Annotated in this window: 13 protein-coding genes; 4 read left to right on the top strand and 9 right to left on the bottom strand. The window is 62.1% G+C overall.

Annotated features, from left to right (window positions below):
- Nucleotides 1-86 precede the first annotated feature (86 nt).
- Nucleotides 87-569, top strand: coding sequence for a Cys-tRNA(Pro) deacylase (ybaK, locus tag O9K64_RS11870; protein WP_275098282.1), 483 nt, complete (start codon nucleotides 87-89; stop codon nucleotides 567-569).
- A 23-nt stretch (nucleotides 570-592) separates the two neighbouring features.
- Here the strand turns inward: ybaK and O9K64_RS11865 are convergent, their stop codons facing one another.
- Both O9K64_RS11865 and O9K64_RS11860 read right to left on the bottom strand, forming a co-directional pair.
- Nucleotides 593-787, bottom strand: coding sequence for a hypothetical protein (locus O9K64_RS11865; RefSeq protein ID WP_275098281.1), 195 nt, complete (start codon nucleotides 785-787; stop codon nucleotides 593-595).
- 174 nt (nucleotides 788-961) lie between these two features.
- Nucleotides 962-2,782 carry an RNB domain-containing ribonuclease gene (locus O9K64_RS11860; RefSeq protein ID WP_275098280.1) on the bottom strand — a complete coding sequence of 607 codons (1,821 nt, stop codon included), beginning with the start codon at nucleotides 2,780-2,782 and terminating at the stop codon, nucleotides 962-964.
- A gap of 466 nt (nucleotides 2,783-3,248) precedes the next feature.
- Here O9K64_RS11860 and O9K64_RS11855 point away from each other — a divergent pair, with 466 nt between their 5' ends.
- On the top strand, nucleotides 3,249-4,280 hold the full coding sequence (locus O9K64_RS11855; protein ID WP_275098279.1) for a YgfZ/GcvT domain-containing protein: 1,032 nt from the start codon (nucleotides 3,249-3,251) through the stop codon (nucleotides 4,278-4,280).
- Nucleotides 4,281-4,440: 160 nt separating this feature from the next.
- Nucleotides 4,441-5,274, top strand: a complete 834-nt coding sequence (locus O9K64_RS11850) for an HDOD domain-containing protein (RefSeq protein WP_275098278.1) — start codon at nucleotides 4,441-4,443, stop codon at nucleotides 5,272-5,274.
- A 231-nt stretch (nucleotides 5,275-5,505) separates the two neighbouring features.
- Here the strand turns inward: O9K64_RS11850 and lysS are convergent, their stop codons facing one another.
- Complete coding sequence (gene lysS, locus O9K64_RS11845) at nucleotides 5,506-7,002, bottom strand: lysine--tRNA ligase (RefSeq protein ID WP_275098277.1); 1,497 nt, start codon at nucleotides 7,000-7,002, stop codon at nucleotides 5,506-5,508.
- A gap of 454 nt (nucleotides 7,003-7,456) precedes the next feature.
- Nucleotides 7,457-8,555, bottom strand: a protein-coding gene (gene prfB / locus O9K64_RS11840) for a peptide chain release factor 2 (RefSeq protein WP_275098276.1) whose coding sequence is annotated in 2 segments (ribosomal slippage) — nucleotides 7,457-8,479 and nucleotides 8,481-8,555 — 1,098 coding nt in all. Because the reading frame shifts where the segments join, the coding sequence is not laid out codon by codon here.
- Between the two features lie 142 nt (nucleotides 8,556-8,697).
- On the opposite strand from prfB, the gene O9K64_RS11835 reads away from it, so the two are divergent.
- Entirely contained in the window at nucleotides 8,698-9,744 is a 1,047-nt protein-coding gene (locus O9K64_RS11835) for a cyclic nucleotide-binding domain-containing protein (RefSeq protein ID WP_275098275.1), read from the top strand.
- Nucleotides 9,745-9,839: 95 nt separating this feature from the next.
- Here the strand turns inward: O9K64_RS11835 and tilS are convergent, their stop codons facing one another.
- The 5 genes from tilS to lpxB form a co-directional block, all read right to left on the bottom strand.
- On the bottom strand, nucleotides 9,840-11,201 hold the full coding sequence (gene tilS / locus O9K64_RS11830; protein WP_275098274.1) for a tRNA lysidine(34) synthetase TilS: 1,362 nt from the start codon (nucleotides 11,199-11,201) through the stop codon (nucleotides 9,840-9,842).
- Nucleotides 11,202-11,462: 261 nt separating this feature from the next.
- Nucleotides 11,463-12,419, bottom strand: a complete 957-nt coding sequence (accA, locus tag O9K64_RS11825) for an acetyl-CoA carboxylase carboxyl transferase subunit alpha (protein WP_275098273.1) — start codon at nucleotides 12,417-12,419, stop codon at nucleotides 11,463-11,465.
- A gap of 537 nt (nucleotides 12,420-12,956) precedes the next feature.
- Nucleotides 12,957-16,529 carry a DNA polymerase III subunit alpha gene (gene dnaE / locus O9K64_RS11820; protein WP_275098272.1) on the bottom strand — a complete coding sequence of 1,191 codons (3,573 nt, stop codon included), beginning with the start codon at nucleotides 16,527-16,529 and terminating at the stop codon, nucleotides 12,957-12,959.
- A gap of 380 nt (nucleotides 16,530-16,909) precedes the next feature.
- A complete protein-coding gene (gene rnhB, locus O9K64_RS11815; RefSeq protein ID WP_275098271.1) occupies nucleotides 16,910-17,488 on the bottom strand; it encodes a ribonuclease HII in 579 nt (192 codons plus the stop codon).
- Nucleotides 17,488-18,645 (bottom strand): lipid-A-disaccharide synthase, encoded by a 1,158-nt coding sequence (gene lpxB / locus O9K64_RS11810; protein ID WP_275098270.1) that lies wholly within the window; start codon nucleotides 18,643-18,645, stop codon nucleotides 17,488-17,490. The genes rnhB and lpxB overlap by 1 nt, the downstream gene beginning before the upstream one ends.
- Nucleotides 18,646-18,727: the final 82 nt, after the last annotated feature.

Here is an 18,727-nt window from a genome sequence, read left to right as displayed (position 1 = left end):
GTTGAGCGCGATAGCGGTATTCCGGCAGGACCGGTGTTGCACTATCATAGCCCCAATCCACAGACGAACGACAGTGTGTATCCACCGTGACCAAGCACAAGACTCCGGCCACCGCCGCCATCCGCCAGCTGCGCCAACACCAGGTCGACTTCTCGGACCACCCCTACCGCTATACGGCGGGGGGCGGTACCCGAGTCTCTGCTCTTGAGCTGGGGGTCGATGAGCACCAGGTGATCAAGACCCTGATCATGGAAGATGAAAACGGCAATCCCCTGATCGTGCTGATGCACGGGGACCGCGAGGTGTCGACCAAAGCCCTGGCCCGCCATATCGGGGTCAAGTCGATCACACCCTGCAAGCCCGCGGTGGCGGATCGCCACTCCGGTTATCAGGTGGGGGGCACCTCCCCGTTCGGCACCCGCAAGCGCATGCCGGTCTACTGCGAGGAGAGCATCCTGGCGCTGCAACGGATCTACATCAACGGCGGCAGGCGGGGCTATCTGATCTGCCTGGCTGCGGACGATCTACAACGGGTGCTCAATCCCACCCTGGTCTCCGCCGCCCAGTAACCAAGGTGGCGATAGGTTTCCGATCAGCGGGAGTTCTTGGATTTACGGCTGGTGAGCACCACCAGCCCCAGTGCCCCGAAGAAGGCGGCAACGATGGCATAGTCCTGGCTCAGCCCAAACCCCAGCGCCGTATAGCCGGCAATGCCACCGCCGATGGCGCTGAAGGCGAGACTGCGCAGAAAGCGGCACACCGCGCAGGATTGATTGTAATTGGCCATGGTGATTATCCGGGCTCCGAACAGGCAATATAACTGAAGATATGCGCCGCGCGCTAAGCCAAATTATTCTCCCGGCGACGCAGTATAAGAAGTGGCGCTTTAAAATGCGAGATGTGTGGGACTGCCGCTTCAGATCGGATCGTCGGATGCCGGCTGTTGATGGCGTTTTGGTGGCTAACCCAACGGCCGGAACCAGACCGTCTGATCCTCCACATCCACCTCGCGCACCGCGATGCGCAGGCGTGCATCGAGGGCAAGCTCCTGGCGCAGCCGGAGTTTGGTCTCCATGGCAAGCTCGGGAATCAGCAGGGTGGCCTTGTTGTCCGCCACCTCGACCACCACCGCCTCACCCTGCCAGGCCGGATTGCGCTTCAGATGGACCAGTTTCCAATGGGTGTTGGAGAGGCGCTCGGCCCGGCGAATGGCCCCATTCAGCGGTTCAACCGCCGCAATACGCTCACCGATCTGCTGCAGTGACAGCGGCACCCGGCCATCCAGATGGGCGCGCAACTGCTGATGGACCACCAGGTCCAGGTAGCGTCGCAGCGGACTGGTGGTGCGGGTGTAGCAGGTCAGGCCAAGACCTGAATGGGGCCCCTCCTGGGTACGGGACCGGGACGGCTTCATCTTGCGGCGATAGGCGTACATGGCAGCCAGTCCAATCGGGGTTTCCGCCTGGTCCGGGGCGGGCTGAATGGCAAACGGCACGGCGATCTCCTGTGCCAGCGCGTAACCGGCAATCGCCTCGCCGGCCATCACCATTGCCTCCGTCACCATCTCGCGGCTGTGAAGGCGCTGCATGGGGCGGATGACCACTTCGCCATCACGCACCCGCACACTGGCTTCCGGCAGGTCGATGGTGGCCGCGCCGTCGGCCAGGCGGCGCGCCCGGAAACGGTCGGTGAGGGCCTTGATGGCGGCAAACGGCGCACTGTCCATGCGCTGGTTTACCTCGTCATAGGTGTGGCGCGTCACCTTGACCAGACTCTTGCAGAGCTTCACATCGGTGATCCGCGCCGTCGCGTCCAGGCGCATGCCGATCGACAATGCCGGTGAGACCGGCTGCAGGCCGAGCGCCAGCCGGCGGGTGATCTCGGGCGGCAGCATATGCACGATCTTTTCCGGCAGATAGAGATTGGCCGCCCGGCTGCGCGCCTCCCGGTCGATGGCCGAATCCGCAGTTACCAACGCGGCCACATCCGCCACATGCACCCACAGGCGATCGCCCTCCAGGGAGATCGCATCGTCCGGGTCTTCGCTCCCCTCGTCGTCGATGGCAAACGCGGGCAGCGCGGTCAGATCCACCCGCGTCTCTTCCGGCAATGCGGGCAGCTCCAGCCGCGGATCCTCGCAGGGCAGCTGCTGGCGCAGCGGAAACGGGTTGTGGTCGTCACGCCAATAGCCCACACCCACCAGCATGCGGTGGGCATTCACCGGCGTCTCCTGGTGGCCCAGCAGCTGCAGGATGCGGCTGTTTTCGCTCGCCCCCAGGGCCAGCCTCTCCACCTCCACCAGTCGTTCCCGGTCCCGCGGTTCTATCACCCGCCGCTCCAGACGGGCGAGAAAATCCGTCCACGCCTGCTCCGCGGCCGCCTTGGCCTCGCGGGCCTGTTGATCGGCCGTCACCTGGGCCGCGCTGCGCACGCGGATCTGTTCCGGGCTCCCTTCGAAATAGAGTCCCTCCTCCACCAGTTGCCAGGTGGCCCAGGCGGTGGCCGGGGTGAAGTCGCCAAAGATCAGGGAAGAGAGCTCCTCCAGGTTGGTCTCCTCACCACTCAGCAGCTCCCAGGCCTCCGCCAGTTCGCCGTTCAGTTCCACCAGGTCTTCCAGCCGGTTCAGCGGACCGGGATGAAGAATCTGGATATCCTTGGGTCGGACCCGCTTGCCCTTACCGGCCCCCAGATCGATATCGATCTTGTCACTGACCTGGGTGACGCGGGCCGGACGAACCTTATACAGGGCCAAGCTGCCTGGTGCTGCTCTGAAAACTGACATGGGCTTCCTATCTGTGTCTCGCGGTTGCCGAGTATAAACCGAGAATCCCCGCTTGACCGCCGGATAGTGCGGATAATCATAAATCCATATATCCGGAGTGGCGACCCGGTGTGCCCGGTATGTTACCCTTCGATGCTGAAGATTCTGCTCGGCCGGAGATCAAACAACCGGTTGACTCCCCCTTTGAATCGGTTTACATGACCGATTCAGAGAGGATTTTCCTGGCAATTAATCTACTTTGTCAGATTGATTCGGATCGGCTTCCTCAGGGCTTTCGGGTGGGAGGATTCCAAGACCGTCGGCGGCAGGGATGCCGCCACCGAGCCCCCAGGGATGGGTTTACGGCGTGTCTTGGAATCCTTCCACCCGGAAGCTATCCGCGCAGCATCAGAATCTGACGAAGTAGAATTAAGGACCTGGAAAGAAATAACCGTTACCACACTAGGGCACCCGAGGATCCAGCAACATGAATAGCCAATGGCAAAGCTTTCTTGAATCCCAGTCGGCACAGATCTCGGCGGAAGGCGAGGTCCATTTTGTCTGCGATGACTCGTTTCCGGCCTGCGCCCTGTTCGACCTCTCCCATCTGGGGCTGATCCGGGTGGCGGGCGAGGATGCCCGTACCTTTCTCCAGGGCCAGTTCACCAACGACATCCGCGATGTGACCGAGAGCTGGAGCCAGCTGAGCGCCTACTGCTCGCCCAAGGGACGGATGCTGGCCAATTTCAGGATCTTCCTGCATCAGGGTGACTACTTCCTGCAGATGCCGCGCGATACCTACCAAACCGTGCTGCAACGCCTGCCGATGTTCGTGCTGATATCAAAGGTCAAGGTAAGCGACGCCAGCGATGAGATCGTCTCCATGGGCCTCGCCGGCGACTGTGCCGAAGGCCTGCTGCAGCGGCAGTTTTCCAAGGTCCCCGGCAAGCCGGGCGAGGTGGCGCAGCACGGCGGGATCACGCTGATCCGGCTGCCGGGCGAACCGGCACGCTATCAGCTCAGCGGCACCCCGGAGGCAGTCGCCACAAGCTGGAGCCAACTGTCGCAAGAGGCACAACCGGGCAACCGGGACTACTGGTCCCTGCTGGATATCCGCGCCGGCATCCCGACCATCTACCGGGAGACCAGCGACTCCTTCGTGCCGCAAATGACCAACATGCAGCAGATCGATGGCGTCAGCTTCACCAAGGGGTGTTACACCGGGCAGGAGGTGGTCGCCCGCATGAAATATCTGGGCAAGCTGAAACGGCGCATGTACCTCGCCTCTGTCGATACGGATACCCGGCCGGTACCGGGGGATGAACTGTTCGCACCCGGCAGCGCCTCCGGACAAGGCGCGGGCAAGGTGGTGGACGCCCGGCCCGCTCCCGGCGGCGGTTTCGACCTGCTGGCGGTGACGGAGATCAAGAATTTCGAAGAGGATAATCTACACCTGCAGGGCGACACCGGGCCGAAACTGAAGCTCGGCGCCCTGCCCTACGGTTTTGATGAGACCTGATGCGCCCGGATGGATGGAATCGTGATCCAACTGCGTTTTCCAGGTTCAAGTATCCGGGCCATCTTCCGATACAGTGATAACAACAACACCGGGTCTGACCGGTCGCCGGATGTCCGGCGCCCCGCCTGCCGCACCCGCCAATTGGGACTGAATAACCGATATGATTGGCAAAGCTGAATTTCTCGAAACACTCCAGACCGCCATCAAAGAGAACAAGATCACCCTGCCGACGCTCCCGGAGGTCGCCCTGAAAGTGCGTGACGCGGTGGAGCAGGAGAACATCACCGCCCACCAGATAGCCGACATGGTGGGCACCGACGCGGCCCTCTCCACCCGGCTGCTGCAGGTCGCCAACAGCCCCCTCTATCGTGGACGGGTGCCGATCGAGAGCATCCAGATGGCAGTGACCCGGCTCGGTTACAAGCTGGTTCGCAGCCTGGTAGTCAGCCTGGCCATGAAACAGATCTTCCAGGCCACGTCCGACACCCTGGACGTCCGGTTACGCCGCATGTGGGAGCAGAGCGTGGAGATTGCCGCCATCAGCCGCGTGCTGTCCCAGAACCTGCCGCACCTGGACAAGGAGCAGGCGATGCTCGCCGGTCTGATCCACAACATCGGCTCCCTGCCGATTCTCACCTGGGCCGAGTCCTATCCCGAGCTGATGGAAGACGAGGTGGAGCTGGACAGCCTGGTAGCCGAGCTGACCCCCACCATCGGCACCCAGATCCTGGAGTTATGGGGTTTTCCCGAGACCCTGATCAAGGTGGCGGCCGAGGCGCAGAATCTCCAGTATGACGGCGGGCCCAAGGCCGATTATGTGGATGTGGTAATTGTCGCCCGGCTCCAGGCCCTCCCCGACGACGACATCGGCGGCATGGCCAACTGGATCAATGTGCCGGCGTTCCTGAAGGTAGGGCTCGACCCGGAGGTTGAGTTGATCGAGATCGAGGGCGTGGCCGAGGATATCGAATCGGTGCAGGGGATTTTTCTCTAAATACCCGCCAGACTTCAAAATAGAGAAAGCTATTAACCGCGAAAGGCGCGGAAATCGCGAAAATGAGTGTTTGTCAGACCGTAGGTTGGGGTGAGGACCGAACCCCAACATCATGGCGTACAGCCTTGCAACAGCGTTGGGGTTCGCAGGCTCACCCCAACCTGCGAGTGCATGCGAACAACCCATCGCGCCAGAGGCGCTCTTACGGTCAGTCTCCCGACAGACCCCCAGCTACTCCGCCCGCATGTGCGGGAACAGCAGCACATCGCGGATCGACGGCGAGTCGGTGAACAGCATCACCAGCCGGTCGATACCGATGCCTTCACCGGCGGTGGGCGGCAGACCGTGTTCCAGGGCGCGCACATAGTCGGCATCAAAGTGCATCGCCTCGTCATCCCCCGCCTCTTTCTCCTCCACCTGCATGCGAAAACGCTCGGCCTGGTCCTCGGCATCGTTGAGCTCGGAGAAGCCGTTGGCGATCTCGCGCCCGCCGACGAAGAACTCGAAGCGGTCGGTGACGAAGGGATCGTCATCATTGCGGCGTGCCAGGGGTGATACCTCGGTGGGGTAGGCGGTGATGAAGGTGGGATCCATCAGCCGGTGCTCCACCGTCTTCTCGAAGATCTCGATCTGCACCTTGCCCAGGCCGTAGCTGGCCTTCAGCGGGATGCCGAGGGATTCCGCCAGGCCACGCGCCTGTTGCAGATCCTCCAGCTGTTCGGCCCGGATAGCGGGATTGAAATGGAGGATCGACTCCTTGATCGACAGGCGCGCGAACGGCCGGCCGAAGTCATAGCTCTCGCCCTGGTAGCGGATCACCGTGTCGCCCAGGATCTCACGGGCCAAACCGCGCAGCATATCCTCGGTCAGATCCATCAGGTCGTTGTAATCGGCATAGGCCTGATAGAACTCCAGCATGGTGAATTCCGGATTGTGCCGGGTCGAGAGCCCTTCGTTGCGGAAGTTGCGATTGATCTCGTAGACCCGCTCGAAGCCCCCCACCACCAGGCGCTTGAGATAAAGCTCCGGCGCAATGCGCAGGAACAACTGCATGTCCAGGGCGTTGTGATGGGTGACGAAGGGACGCGCCGTGGCGCCGCCCGGTATCGCCTGCATCATGGGGGTCTCCACCTCCATGAAATCCTTCCGGTTCAGATAACCACGGATGTACTGGATCATGCGGGTGCGCACGCGGAATGTATCGCGCGAGGACTCGCTCATGATCAGGTCCAGGTAGCGCTGGCGATAACGCTGCTCCTGGTCGGTCAGGCCATGGAACTTCTCCGGCAGCGGACGCAGGGATTTGGTCAGCAGGGTCAGTTCGTCACAGCGCACCGAAAGCTCGCCGGTCTTGGTCTTGAACAGCTGGCCCTCGGCACCGATGATGTCGCCGACATCCCACTCTTTCTTGTAGATGTCGTTGTAGAACCCCTCCGGCAGCGTATCGCGCTGGATGAACAGCTGGATCCGGCCGGACATGTCCTGCAGATGGGAGAAGCTGGCCTTGCCCATCACCCGGCGACTCATCATGCGCCCGGCCACCCGCACCCGCACAGCCAGTTGTTCAAGCTCTTCCGCGCTCTTCTCGCCATATTCGGCGTGCAGTTCACCGGCCACCACATTGCGACGGAAGTCGTTGGGAAAGGCGATGCCGCGCTCGCGGATCTGCGCCAGCTTTTCGCGACGCTGGGCAATCAGCTTGTTTTCGTCCTGGATCTGTTCACTCATGATTAAAACTCGTTGGTTATTTCGTCTGCATCGGCTGGCGCCGAAAGCGTGTAAAAATCGGGTCTAGCCTGAATGGCACTTACTTTAGCCAAGAACCACCGTCATCCCGGCGCAGGCCGGAGGAGTGGTGCAGGGATGCACCGTTTACGGACCTAAGGATGGCATCCAGACTGCTTAACGGTGGCGGTATTCCTGGATTATTCGCTTCGCTCACCCTTCGGGCCGACTTTCTGTCGTTCAACGCGCTTCGCGCTTTTGTCCGGCCTGCGCCGGAATGACGAAAACCCTGCAATTCACCTTAAGTAATTGCTATTCGGGTCCAGCCGGATCTTCCTATAAATCTCTCGCAAAGTCGCCAAGAACGCAAAGAAAAAGCCAAGTGCCGCTATTTACCGGACACCTTGATGACTTCATCATCTTGGCAATCTTCACGTCTCGGCTAGAAGTATTTGAACTAGAACCCGCTCTTGAGACTCGCCTCAAGGAACAGATCCAGCCCGCCATCCAGCACCGCCTGGGTATTGCCCGTTTCAACCCCGGTACGCAGGTCCTTGATGCGCGACTGGTCGAGCACATAGGAGCGGATCTGGCTGCCCCAGCCGATATCGGATTTGCTCGCCTCCAACACCTGCTGGTCGGCATTGCGCTTCTGGATCTCCAGTTCATACAGCTTGGCCTTGAGCTGCTTCATCGCCTGGTCCTTGTTCTTGTGCTGGGAGCGATCGTTCTGACACTGCACCACGGTGCCGGTGGGGTTATGGGTGATGCGCACCGCCGACTCGGTCCGGTTGACGTGCTGGCCGCCGGCGCCGCTGGCGCGGTAGACATCGATACGCAGATCGGCGGGATTGATGTCGATCTCGATCGAGTCGTCGACCTCCGGGGAAACGAACACCGCCGCGAACGAGGTGTGGCGCCGGTTGCCGGAGTCGAAGGGCGATTTTCGCACCAGCCGGTGCACGCCGATCTCGGTACGCAGCCAGCCGAAGGCGAACTCACCCTCGAAACGGATCGTGGCCGACTTGATGCCGGCCACCTCACCGGGCGAGACCTCCATCAGTTCGGTCTTGAAACCGCGGTGTTCGCCCCAGCGCAGGTACATGCGCAGCAGCATCTCGGCCCAGTCCTGCGCCTCGGTGCCGCCGGAACCGGCCTGGATGTCCAGGAAGGCGTTGGCGGCGTCCATCTCGCCGGAAAACATGCGCCGGAACTCCAGCTCGGCGACCTGTTTCTCGAACCTTTCGAGATCGGCCACCACCGAATCCACCGTCCCGGCATCGCCCTCTTCCACCGCCATCTCCAGCAGGTCGGCGGTATCGTTCAGTCCGTTGTACAGCCCGTCCAGGGTGAGCACGATGGCCTCCAGCGTGGCGCGCTCCTTGCCGAGCGACTGGGCGTACTCGGGATCGCCCCAGATGTCGGGATCTTCGAGCTCGCGCAGGACCTCGGTCAGGCGCTCCTGCTTGCGGTCATAGTCAAAGGTACCCCCTAAGGGACTCGGAGCGCCCTCGTAATTCACTGATTTTATTAGTGATGGGATTGAGATCCTGCATGGTCTACCTCGAACGAAACGGAGGGCGAATATTACACCAGAAAGGGTAGCGACGGAAACCGTGGGCAGTTCAATTCTGCTTGCCCCTCAGGCGCTATTCTCGTAGTGTAAACCGCATTCCACTGAGGCTTTCTGGATGGTTTATGGAACTGGATCTCAATAAATTTCGCACCCTGATTCCGGTTAATGCCCTCTATGAGGACAATCTGCTCTATCTGGCGGAGCAGGCCCACGTCGAGCGCTACCTGCACGGCGAACAGGTTTTCAATATCGGGGACAATGATCCGGACAGCCTCTTCCTGATGTCCGGGGAGCTCTGCCTCACCTCGCCCGAGGGCGAGGAGATCCGGGTATCCGCCGGCTCCGACCGGGGGCTGCATGCGCTGGCCAGTCGCAAACCACGCCACTACCGCGGCGTGGTGGTGTCGCAGGCGGCAACCGTGGTCCGCTTCGACTCGGCACTGCTGGAGCGCCTGCTCGCCTGGGGACACTTCTCGCCGGAGTTTTCCATCAACAGTCATCCCGAACCCGCCGGCGGTCCCAGTGCCGAGGAGAGCGAGTGGATGATGTCGATGATGCAGACCACCGCCTTCACCCGGCTGCCCGCGGCCAACATCCAGGATCTGTTCTCGCGCATGGAGGAGGTCGAGGCCCGGGCCGGAGACCTGATCGTCAAGACCGGCGATCCCGGTGACTACTATTACGTGATCAAGCAGGGCCGCTGTCGGGTCACCCTTCCCTCCGACACCGGCGAGGTGGTACTGGCCGAACTCGGCCCCTGCAGCAGCTTTGGCGAGGAGGCATTGATCACCGATTCGGTACGCAATGCCAATGTCTCCATGCTGACCAATGGAAAACTGATGCGCCTGGCCAAGGAGGATTTCCTGCAGCTGCTGGAGGCGCCGCTGCTGCAGTGGATCGACTATCCGACCCTGACCAGGATGGCCGCCGACGGGGCGGTGCGCATCGACGTGCGGTTCCGCCGGGAATTCGAGCACAACGGCCTGCGCGGCAGTCTCAACATCCCGCAGAATCAGCTGCGGGCAGCCATCCCCGAGCTCGACAAGGGCAAGAAATACATCGTCTACTGTGACTCGGGACAGCGCAGCGCCACCTGCGCCTTTCTCCTCAGCCAGCAGGGCTTCGACGTCTACGTACTGGAAGGTGGGCTGTCGGCTATTCGTAGTTGATGCCCAGTGCGGCAGGCATAGCGATATTGCGAACTCATCCCACCAGGCAAGACTATCGCCCAAGCCTTTAAAAAATTTAACTTTTTTAATGTGACTTAATCTGCTTTATTAACTGGGGAGGATTGACGCCAGAGGAGTGGGCAGTTCCAGCTGATCTGCAACCCGCGAAGCAACGGATCCTGCGCGGCCGGCTCACAGCGACAAATGCCGATCAGCTCGGCGATCTCCCCGTTGACCTCCAGCAGCGGTATCCGCTCGCGCATCCAGGGCAGGACCCCCGTCTCTTGCAGCAACGCCTTGACCCGTTTGCCCACGCCCCGCCCCAGCGGCCGGCACTGCTCGCCGCCCTGGCGGAAGCGGATCCGGTAGCGGCCGCTCTCTGTCCGCTCCCCCATCTCCTCCGCCGAGGGGCGAAAATGGAGCGTACCCAGACCGGCCGGAAGAGTCAGGGCGGGCTCGCCTCCCCAGACCAGAGAGAGGGAGGGATCGAAAGGTGCCAGCGGCGGCATCAGGTAGAGCCGGTCGCGATAGCGTCGCACCTCCGCCCCGCTCCAGGCTACCCGGGGGGTGGCATCCTGGCGTGCACCCAGGACCTCGCTGATGATCCGCTGCAGGATCACCGACGCGGGCGACGGCACGCCCCGCTGACCAAACCAGATCCGCAGCAGTGCCGATTGCTGATCGGCCGGCAGTGCGTTCAGCGCCGCCACCGACAGGGTGCCGTCGGCCGGTTGGTGGATCCGTTCCAGGGTCCGGGACAACAGGGTTTCAATCAGCCGATCCGCCTCGGCACAGTGGCGTGCACTGCGCGACAGGGTGCTGGCCATGGCTGGCCAGCGCGCCTTCAGCAGGGGGATCACCTGGTGTCTGATGTAGTTCCGATCGAAGGCGATGTCCCGGTTGCTGGCGTCCTCGATCCACCGCAGGCCGGCCCGGGTGGCATAGCGCAACAGTTCATCCCGGGTAACATTCAGCAGCGGCCGGGCATGCCGTCCCTGGGAAAATTCAGCCAGCGGCGGCATGGCGGCCAGGCCGCTGATCCCGGCACCGCGCAACAGCTGCAGCAACAGGGTCTCGGCCTGGTCGTCCTGGTGATGGGCCGTCAGCAGCATCTCCATCGGCTTGAGCTCCCGGGCCAACAGCCCATATCGGGCCTCGCGTGCAACAGCTTCCAGGCTCTCGCCCTGGGCCGGTGTGAGTTGCAGGGAAAAGGTTTCCAGCGGGATATTCAGTTCCCGGCAGATCGAGGCACAGTGTCCAGCCCAGGCGGCCGACTGCCCCTGCAGACCATGGTCCACATGAATCGCCCGCAGCGGGGCCGGCAGCCGCTCGCCGAGTGCCGCCAGGGCATGCAACAGTACATGGGAATCCAGGCCGCCACTGAAGCCGAGCAGATAGCCGCTGGGCTGGGGATATGTCAAAAGGATATTCAGCAGACGTTCGGGATTGAATGGCATGTGAATATCCTGATGTGTCTATGCTGAAGTGTCTATCCAGGGGTGTTCGAGAAGCATAGGGCGGACCGTGCCCGCCGATGGCCCCCACGGGGCGCCCTATATATACCCAGAGGGGTTATCCAGGGGGGTCGGAGTCAAATCAAATGTACGGGTTGAGTTTAAACCTCCTGTTTCAACAGATTTGACTTCGACCCCTGTGTCTTGTGTGTCGGTGTGAGGCCGACAAGGCAGGCCAATCACCCCGTGTGCAGTTACCCTGTATTATCCCTGGAAGGTACCGTACCCCATGAGCCGCTGGTAACGCTCCTCCAGCAGTTGCTCCAGGGGTTTCTGGTCCAGCTCCTGCAATGAGGCCAGCAACGCCGACTTGAGGTTTTTGGCCGCACCTTCCGGGTCCCGATGGGCACCACCGGGCGGCTCGGGAATGATGGTATCGATCAGGTTCAGCTCCTTGAGCCGGTCCGAGGTGATGGCCATCGCATCGGCCGCCAGCGGGGCCTTGTCGGCGCTCTTCCACAGGATCGAGGCACACCCCTCCGGTGAGATCACCGAATAGGTGCTGTACTGGAGCATCATCACCCGGTCGCCCACACCGATGGCCAGCGCGCCACCCGAGCCGCCTTCGCCCATGACGGTGCAGACGATGGGGGTCTTGAGTCCGGACATCACCAGCAGGTTTTTCGCGATCGCCTCGCTCTGGCCGCGCTCTTCCGCGCCGATACCGGGATAGGCCCCGGGGGTATCGATGAAGGTGAGGATGGGCAGCTTGAAGCGCTCCGCCGTCTCCATCAGGCGCAACGCCTTGCGGTAACCTTCCGGACGCGGCATGCCGAAATTGCGGAACAGTTTCTCCTTGGTGTCGCGCCCCTTCTGCTGACCGATCAGCATCACCGGACGCCCGTCGAGGCGGGCCACGCCGCCGATAATGGCGTGATCGTCGGCAAACGCCCGATCGCCGTGCATCTCATAGAAGTCCTCAAAAATATGCTCGATGTAGTTGAGCATATAGGGCCGCAGCGGATGCCTGGCCACCTGGGCAATCTGCCACGGCTTGAGGTTCTGATAGAGCGATTCGGTAAGTGTCCGGCTCTTGGTCTCCAGACGGGTAATCTCGTCCTGGATATTGATCTCGTTGTCGTTACCGACCAGGCGCAGCTCTTCGATCTTCGCCTCGAGCTCGGCAATCGGTTGTTCAAATTCTAGAAAGTTCATGTCCATGGGCGAAATATACCGGATTAGGTTTGCAGATAACAGATCATCGGGTCATCCCCAACACCATTTTGATGGATATGGGAATGGCTACCAAAATCGGCTATTGTCGAATGCCGTTTATTGAAGCCGCGAATGAACGCGAATAGCGAAACGGCTGGTCAAAGCCACGTAGGGTGGGCACGTAGTCTGTGCCCACCTTTTTGTCCCATGCCACACCTTCCGCGTGGGCACAAAAAGCGTGCCCACCCTACCGAGCTACTCACCCGGTGTGTAAGTGATTGGTCTGCCTTGTTGGTCGATCTTGATGGCGCCTCGAATCCGGCCCTTTTTTCAGATTCAAGCCTGCCCTTGTTTGAGCGAAGCGAGTTTGGGCAGGCGCTGAAAAAAGGGCCGGATTCGAGGAAACAAGCCATCACGTGAGGCCGGCAAGGTAGGCCAATCACCCCGTGAGCATTGGTGGGTGCACCTACCGGCTTATCCACTGACTACATCCTACTCACCCCATGAGTAGTTACCAGGATTCTATATATCGGTCGCTCCAGGTCACGCCGGCACCCCGGCATCCTGTCGCTCGGCAACACGCCCGCGATTGTAAAGCACTTCCACCGATTCCATACCCAGCAGACGCGAAAGCTGGCGCAACAGCTCGTCGGCCGGCTGCACGCGCCAGGCCTCGTCGCAGACCAGTGCAGCGGCGGACGATACCCCCTGATAGCAGATCTGGATATCGCAAACTCCCCCCTGATAGGGCGTCAGCACGGTGCGCAGCTCTTCGGCAAAATCGTGGGCTGTAGCCCGCCGTTGCGCCAGCAGCCGATGGTCCCAGCTGAGCCGCAGGGCGGCGGCATTCAACGCCCGTGCGTGCTGGAACTCCATCACCTGGTCGACCCGGATACTCAGGCCGCCCCGGTATTCGTCATAATTCAGAGTGCCCGCCACCAGCAGGATACGGTCACTGACCAGGAGATCCTTGAACGTCTCATAGGCATCGGAAAACAGGGTGATCTCGATGCGGCCGCTGCGGTCGTCCAGCACCACCGACCCCATGCGCCCGCGCTGGGTCTGGCGGTGACTCACCGCGAGCGCCAGCCCCGCCACCATGACGCGCTGTTTGGAGCGTTTCTGGTAGCCGCCACCACCGCCGCCCTCGCCCCCTTCCAGGGAGAGATTGCCGATTCGGGTGACCCCCAGTCCGCTCATCTCCGGGACGTAGCGATCGATCGGATGCCCGGTCAGGTAGAGTCCCAGGGTCTCCTTCTCGCCCTGCAGGCGGATCTCATCCTCCCACTCCTCGGTATCCTCGGGGATCATCTGCGAGCCGACCGTCGCCTGCGGCTCGGGATCGGCGATACCGAACAGATCCTCCTGTCCCGCCGCCACGCTGGCATGGTGCTGCTCGGCCATCTTCAGCGCCAGCGGCAGCTGGTTCATCAGGGTGGCGCGGTTGACGCCAAGCTCATCCAGCGCCCCGGCCTTGAGCAGGGATTCCAGGACCCGCCGGTTGACCTTGCGCTGATCGATGCGGCGGCAGAATTCGTAGATATCCCTGAACCGCCCGCCCGACTGGCGCGCCTCGAGTATGCTCTCGATGGCCGACTCGCCCACCCCCTTGATGGCGCCCAGCCCGTAGATCACCTCGCTTGCGTCACCGACCGTGAACATATACTCGGAGTGGTTGACGTGGGGCGGGTTGACCACCAGGTCCATGCTGCGGCACTCATCAATGAGTGTCACCACCTTCTCGGTGGTATCCATATCCGCCGACAGCACCGCCGCCATGAATGCCGAGGGGTAATGTGCCTTCAGCCACATGGTCTGATAGGAGACCAGGGCATAGGCGGCGGAGTGGGACTTGTTGAAGCCGTAGCCGGCGAACTTCTCCATCAGGTCGAAGATATAGGTGGCCACCTCCTCGTCCACGCCCCGGGCCACGGCGCCCTGGCGGAAGATCTCGCCCTGCTTCTTCATCTCCTCGGGCTTTTTCTTGCCCATGGCGCGACGCAGCAGGTCGGCGCCCCCCAGGGAGTAGCCGGCCAGCACCTGGGCGATCTGCATCACCTGCTCCTGGTACAGGATCACCCCGTAGGTGGAGCGCAGGATCGGTTCCAGGTCCGGGTGCGGGTAGACCACCTCCTGGCGCCCGTGTTTGCGCGCAATGAAGTCATCCACCATGCCCGACTGCAGCGGTCCGGGGCGGAACAGGGCCACCAGCGCGGTGATGTCATCGAAACAGTCCGGCTGCAGCTTCTTGATCAGCTCCTTCATACCGCGTGATTCCAACTGGAATACCGCGGTGGTCTCGCATTTTTTCAGCAATATGAAGGCGTCGGCATCGTCCATGGGGATCAGGGTGATATCCACCGGCTCCTCCCCCTGCTCCCGGCGTTTGCGGTTGACCGTCTTCAGCGCCCAGTCGACGATGGTGAGGGTCCTTAGCCCTAGGAAATCGAACTTCACCAGGCCCACCTGCTCCACATCGTCCTTGTCGAACTGGGTGACCAGATTGGCGCCCCCCGGCTCGCAGTAGAGCGGGGTGAAATCGGTCAGCAGGCCCGGGGCGATCACCACGCCGCCGGCATGCTTGCCGGCATTGCGCGCCAGGCCCTCGAGCTTTTTCGCCATCTCGATCAGCTGGGTCACCTCCTCCTCGTCACGGAAGGCGGCCGCCAGCTCCTCGCTCTCCTGCAGCGCCTTTTTGAGCGTCATGCCGATCTCAAACGGGATCATCTTGGCGATGCGGTCGGTGAAGCCGTAGGGGTGGCCCAGCACCCGGCCCACATCCCGCACCACCGCCTTGGCGGCCATCGAGCCATAGGTGATGATCTGGGAGACCGAGTCGCGGCCGTACTTGCGCGCCACGTAGTCGATCACCCTGTCCCGGTTATCCATACAGAAGTCGACGTCGAAATCGGGCATGGAGACACGTTCGGGATTGAGGAAGCGCTCGAACAGCAGCTCGTGTTCGATGGGGTCGAGATCGGTGATCTTCAGGGCGTAGGCGACAATGGAGCCGGCACCGGAACCGCGCCCCGGCCCAACCGGAATACCGTTGTCCTTGGCCCACTGGATGAAATCGGCGACGATCAGGAAGTAGCCGGGGAAGCCCATCTGGTTGATCACATCCAGCTCGATCCGCAAGCGCTCGTCGTAGACCTTGCGCTTTTCCGCATACCCGGGATTGTCGCGATCGAGAATGATCTCCAGGCGCTGTTCCAGTCCGCGCATCGACTCGCGGGAGAAGAACTCCTCGATAGTCATGCCCTCGGGGATGGGAAAGTCGGGCAGGAAATTTTTCCCCAGGGTCAGTTCGATATTGCAGCGGCGGGCGATCTCCACACTGTTTTCCAGCGCCTCCGGGATGTCGGCGAACAGCTCCAGCATCTCCTCCGCCGTGCGCAGGTACTGCTCGCGGCTGTAGAGCTTGGGTCTCCTGGCATCATCCAGGGTGCGCCCCTCGTGGATACAGACCCGCACCTCATGGGCCTCGAAATCATCCGGGGTGAGAAAACGCACATCATTGGTGGCCACCACCGGCACATCCAGGCGGGTGGCCAGCGCGATACTGGCATGCAGGCAACGTTCCTCGCCGCCCCGCCCGGTACGGTGCAGTTCCAGGTAGAAGCGATCGCCGAACAGCTCCAGCCAGTGGCGCAGACGCCGCTCGGCCTCCACCGGGTTGCCCGCCAGCAGCGCCCGGCCGATATCCCCGGAACGCCCGCCCGAGAGCGCGATCAGCCCCTCACAGCTGTCCCGGGTGAACCAGTCCGCCTCCAGCATCGCCTTGCCCAGGTGCTGGCCCTCGCGGTAGCTTCTGGAGACCAGGCAGGTGAGGTTGCGGTAGCCGTGGGGATTCTGCACCAGCAGCAGCAGCCGGAACGGGTTGTTGGGGTCCTCCGGATCGCGAATCCAGACATCCACGCCGCTGATCGGCTTCACCCCGGCGGCGATGGAGGCCTTGTAGAATTTGACCAGCGAGAACAGGTTGGACTGATCGGTCACCGCCACCGCCGGCATACCCAGTTCGGCCACCCGCGCGACCAGCGGCTTGATCCGCACCAGCCCGTCGACCAGGGAGTATTCGGAGTGGACGCGCAGATGGATGAAGGCCGGTTGCATAGTGGTCGTATTGTAACCCAGTCGCGGAGGAAATTTCAGATCGGGATCATACCCGAGGTGTCAGGTTCTGTCCGTGAAGCCGGCCGGGTGACAGGGGTTGCCGGCTGAGCAAAATGACTCTCGCAGAGGCACAAAGCGCGCCAGGGTTCCCTGTATGCATTCCCACGCGGAGCGTGGGAACGAGGAAACGTGCTGTCCGTTGATTCGGGTGGCAGTCCGTAGGTTGGGGTGAGCCTGCGAACCCCAACGAATGGCGCAAGGCAGATCCACCGGCTGTTGGGGTTCGCTCCTCTCACCCCAACCTACAAGTTGAGCACGTTGCAATCTTTAGTCCTATTTGCGTTCATTCGCGGCTTTAAAGAACGGTATCCGGCCATAGCTCAGCTACCCTGCAGGAGCTTTTTCACCGGGCCGAACGAGCGCCGGTGAATCGGGCTGACGCCGATTTCGCGCAGTGCATCCACATGGGCCTTGGTCGGATAGCCCTTGTGCTGCGCCAGTCCATACCCCGGATAACGCTGATCCAGCAGCACCATCTCCCGGTCCCGCGCCACCTTGGCCAGGATCGAGGCGGCGCTGATGGCCGGTTCGCTGGCATCGCCGCCGATGATGGCCTCGGCACTGCAGGGGAGTTCGGGACAGCGGTTGCCGTCGATCAGGGCATGGCCGGGCGGGGTGACGAGCGCCTCAACCGCCCTTTTCATCGCCAGCAGACTGGCATGCAGGATATTGAGCCGGTCGATCTCCTCCACTTCCGCGCGCCCCAGTGACCAGCAGAGCGCCTTCTCCAGTATCTCCAGCTCAAGCTGCTCCCGGCGTTTCTCGCTGAGCTTCTTCGAGTCGGCCAGCCCGGCGATGGGTCGAGCCGGATCCAGAATCACCGCGGCCGCCACCACCGGTCCGGCCAGCGGGCCCCTGCCGACCTCATCCACCCCGGCAATCAGTATCAGCTCGGACATTATCCGGGACTCCCGTTGTGGCCGATCAGGGAGAGCACCGCCTCCGCCGCCTTGCGGCTGGAGTCCTGTTGCAGTGTCCTATGCAGCTCGGCATAGCGCTGCTGGATAGCGTTTACCCGTTCCGGAGACTCCAGCAGTTCACTCAGGGCATCCGCCAGCGCCTCGGGGGTGGCCGCCCCCTGAATGAATTCGGGCGCCAATGCCTCATCCGCAAGCAGGTTTGCCATCGCCACATAGGGAATCCTGACCAGATTGAAGCGCTTGACGATCCAGTAGGTGAGCGGGTTGAGCCGGTAGGCCACCACCATGGCACGCTTCAGCAACAGCGCCTCCAGGGTCGCGGTGCCCGAGGCGGTGAGCACCACATCGGCGGCGATCATCACCGCTCTCGCCTGCCCGTCGACCAGGGTGACCGGCAGGTCCGGCGCCTCACGGTTGAGGATGGCTTCGAAGGCGGTGCGGGTGCGCCGGTTGATCAGCGGTACCAGGAAATGGACGTCGGGATAGCGCTCGATAAGCCGCAGGGCCGCCTGGATAAAGGTCGCAGACAACGCCTCGATCTCCCCCACCCGGCTACCGGGTAGCAGGGCCACCACATGCGGCCGGTCGGCCACGCCCAAAGTCGTACGGGCCGCCGCACAGTCATTATCCAGCGGAATCTCATCGGCCAGCGGATGGCCGACATAGCGGACCGGAACCCGGTGCCGTTCGAGGAATTCCGTCTCGAAGGGAAAAATGCTCAGCATCAGGTCGACCGCCGCCCGGATCTTCTTCACCCGGCCGGGACGCCACGCCCAGACCGTCGGGCTGACATAGTGCACCGTGGGTATCCCGGCCTTTTTCAAGGCCGTTTCCAGGCCCAGATTGAAATCGGGCGCGTCAATCCCGATAAACACATCCGGTGGGTCGAGCAGAAAATGGTTGCGCAACCGTTTGCGGATCGACAGCAGTTCCGGCAGGTGTTTCAGCACCTCGACCAGTCCCATGACCGACAGCCGCTCCATGGAGACGAGCGTGCGGCAACCCTCCGCCAGCATCAGTGGCCCGCCCACGCCCTCGAACCGGGCATCCGGATGGCGGCTGCGGATTTCGCGCATCACCCCGGCCCCGAGCAGATCGCCAGAGGGTTCATTGGCAACTATTCCGATTTTCAGCATAGCCGGATTCTTTAGGTTAGCGCGGTAGGATGCGGTGAGTGGCACGAACCGCATCAAGTCTTTTCGCAAATGATGCGGTTCG

Source organism: Sedimenticola hydrogenitrophicus, assembly GCF_029017505.1.
Taxonomy (GTDB): domain Bacteria; phylum Pseudomonadota; class Gammaproteobacteria; order Chromatiales; family Chromatiaceae; genus Sedimenticola; species Sedimenticola hydrogenitrophicus_A.
Note: the sequence above shows the minus strand (reverse complement) of the source record. Positions and strands in the feature narration are given on the sequence as shown.

Coding starts and splice junctions, on each gene's coding strand:
- O9K64_RS11865 (WP_275098281.1), bottom strand. CDS start 787: ATGGCCAATTACAATCAATCCTGCGCGGTGTGCCGCTTTCTGCGCAGT.
- tilS (WP_275098274.1), bottom strand. CDS start 11,201: ATGCCATTCAATCCCGAACGTCTGCTGAATATCCTTTTGACATATCCC.
- dnaE (WP_275098272.1), bottom strand. CDS start 16,529: ATGCAACCGGCCTTCATCCATCTGCGCGTCCACTCCGAATACTCCCTG.
- O9K64_RS11860 (WP_275098280.1), bottom strand. CDS start 2,782: ATGTCAGTTTTCAGAGCAGCACCAGGCAGCTTGGCCCTGTATAAGGTT.
- O9K64_RS11855 (WP_275098279.1), top strand. CDS start 3,249: ATGAATAGCCAATGGCAAAGCTTTCTTGAATCCCAGTCGGCACAGATC.
- rnhB (WP_275098271.1), bottom strand. CDS start 17,488: ATGTCCGAGCTGATACTGATTGCCGGGGTGGATGAGGTCGGCAGGGGC.
- lpxB (WP_275098270.1), bottom strand. CDS start 18,645: ATGCTGAAAATCGGAATAGTTGCCAATGAACCCTCTGGCGATCTGCTC.
- accA (WP_275098273.1), bottom strand. CDS start 12,419: ATGGACATGAACTTTCTAGAATTTGAACAACCGATTGCCGAGCTCGAG.
- O9K64_RS11835 (WP_275098275.1), top strand. CDS start 8,698: ATGGAACTGGATCTCAATAAATTTCGCACCCTGATTCCGGTTAATGCC.
- lysS (WP_275098277.1), bottom strand. CDS start 7,002: ATGAGTGAACAGATCCAGGACGAAAACAAGCTGATTGCCCAGCGTCGC.
- O9K64_RS11850 (WP_275098278.1), top strand. CDS start 4,441: ATGATTGGCAAAGCTGAATTTCTCGAAACACTCCAGACCGCCATCAAA.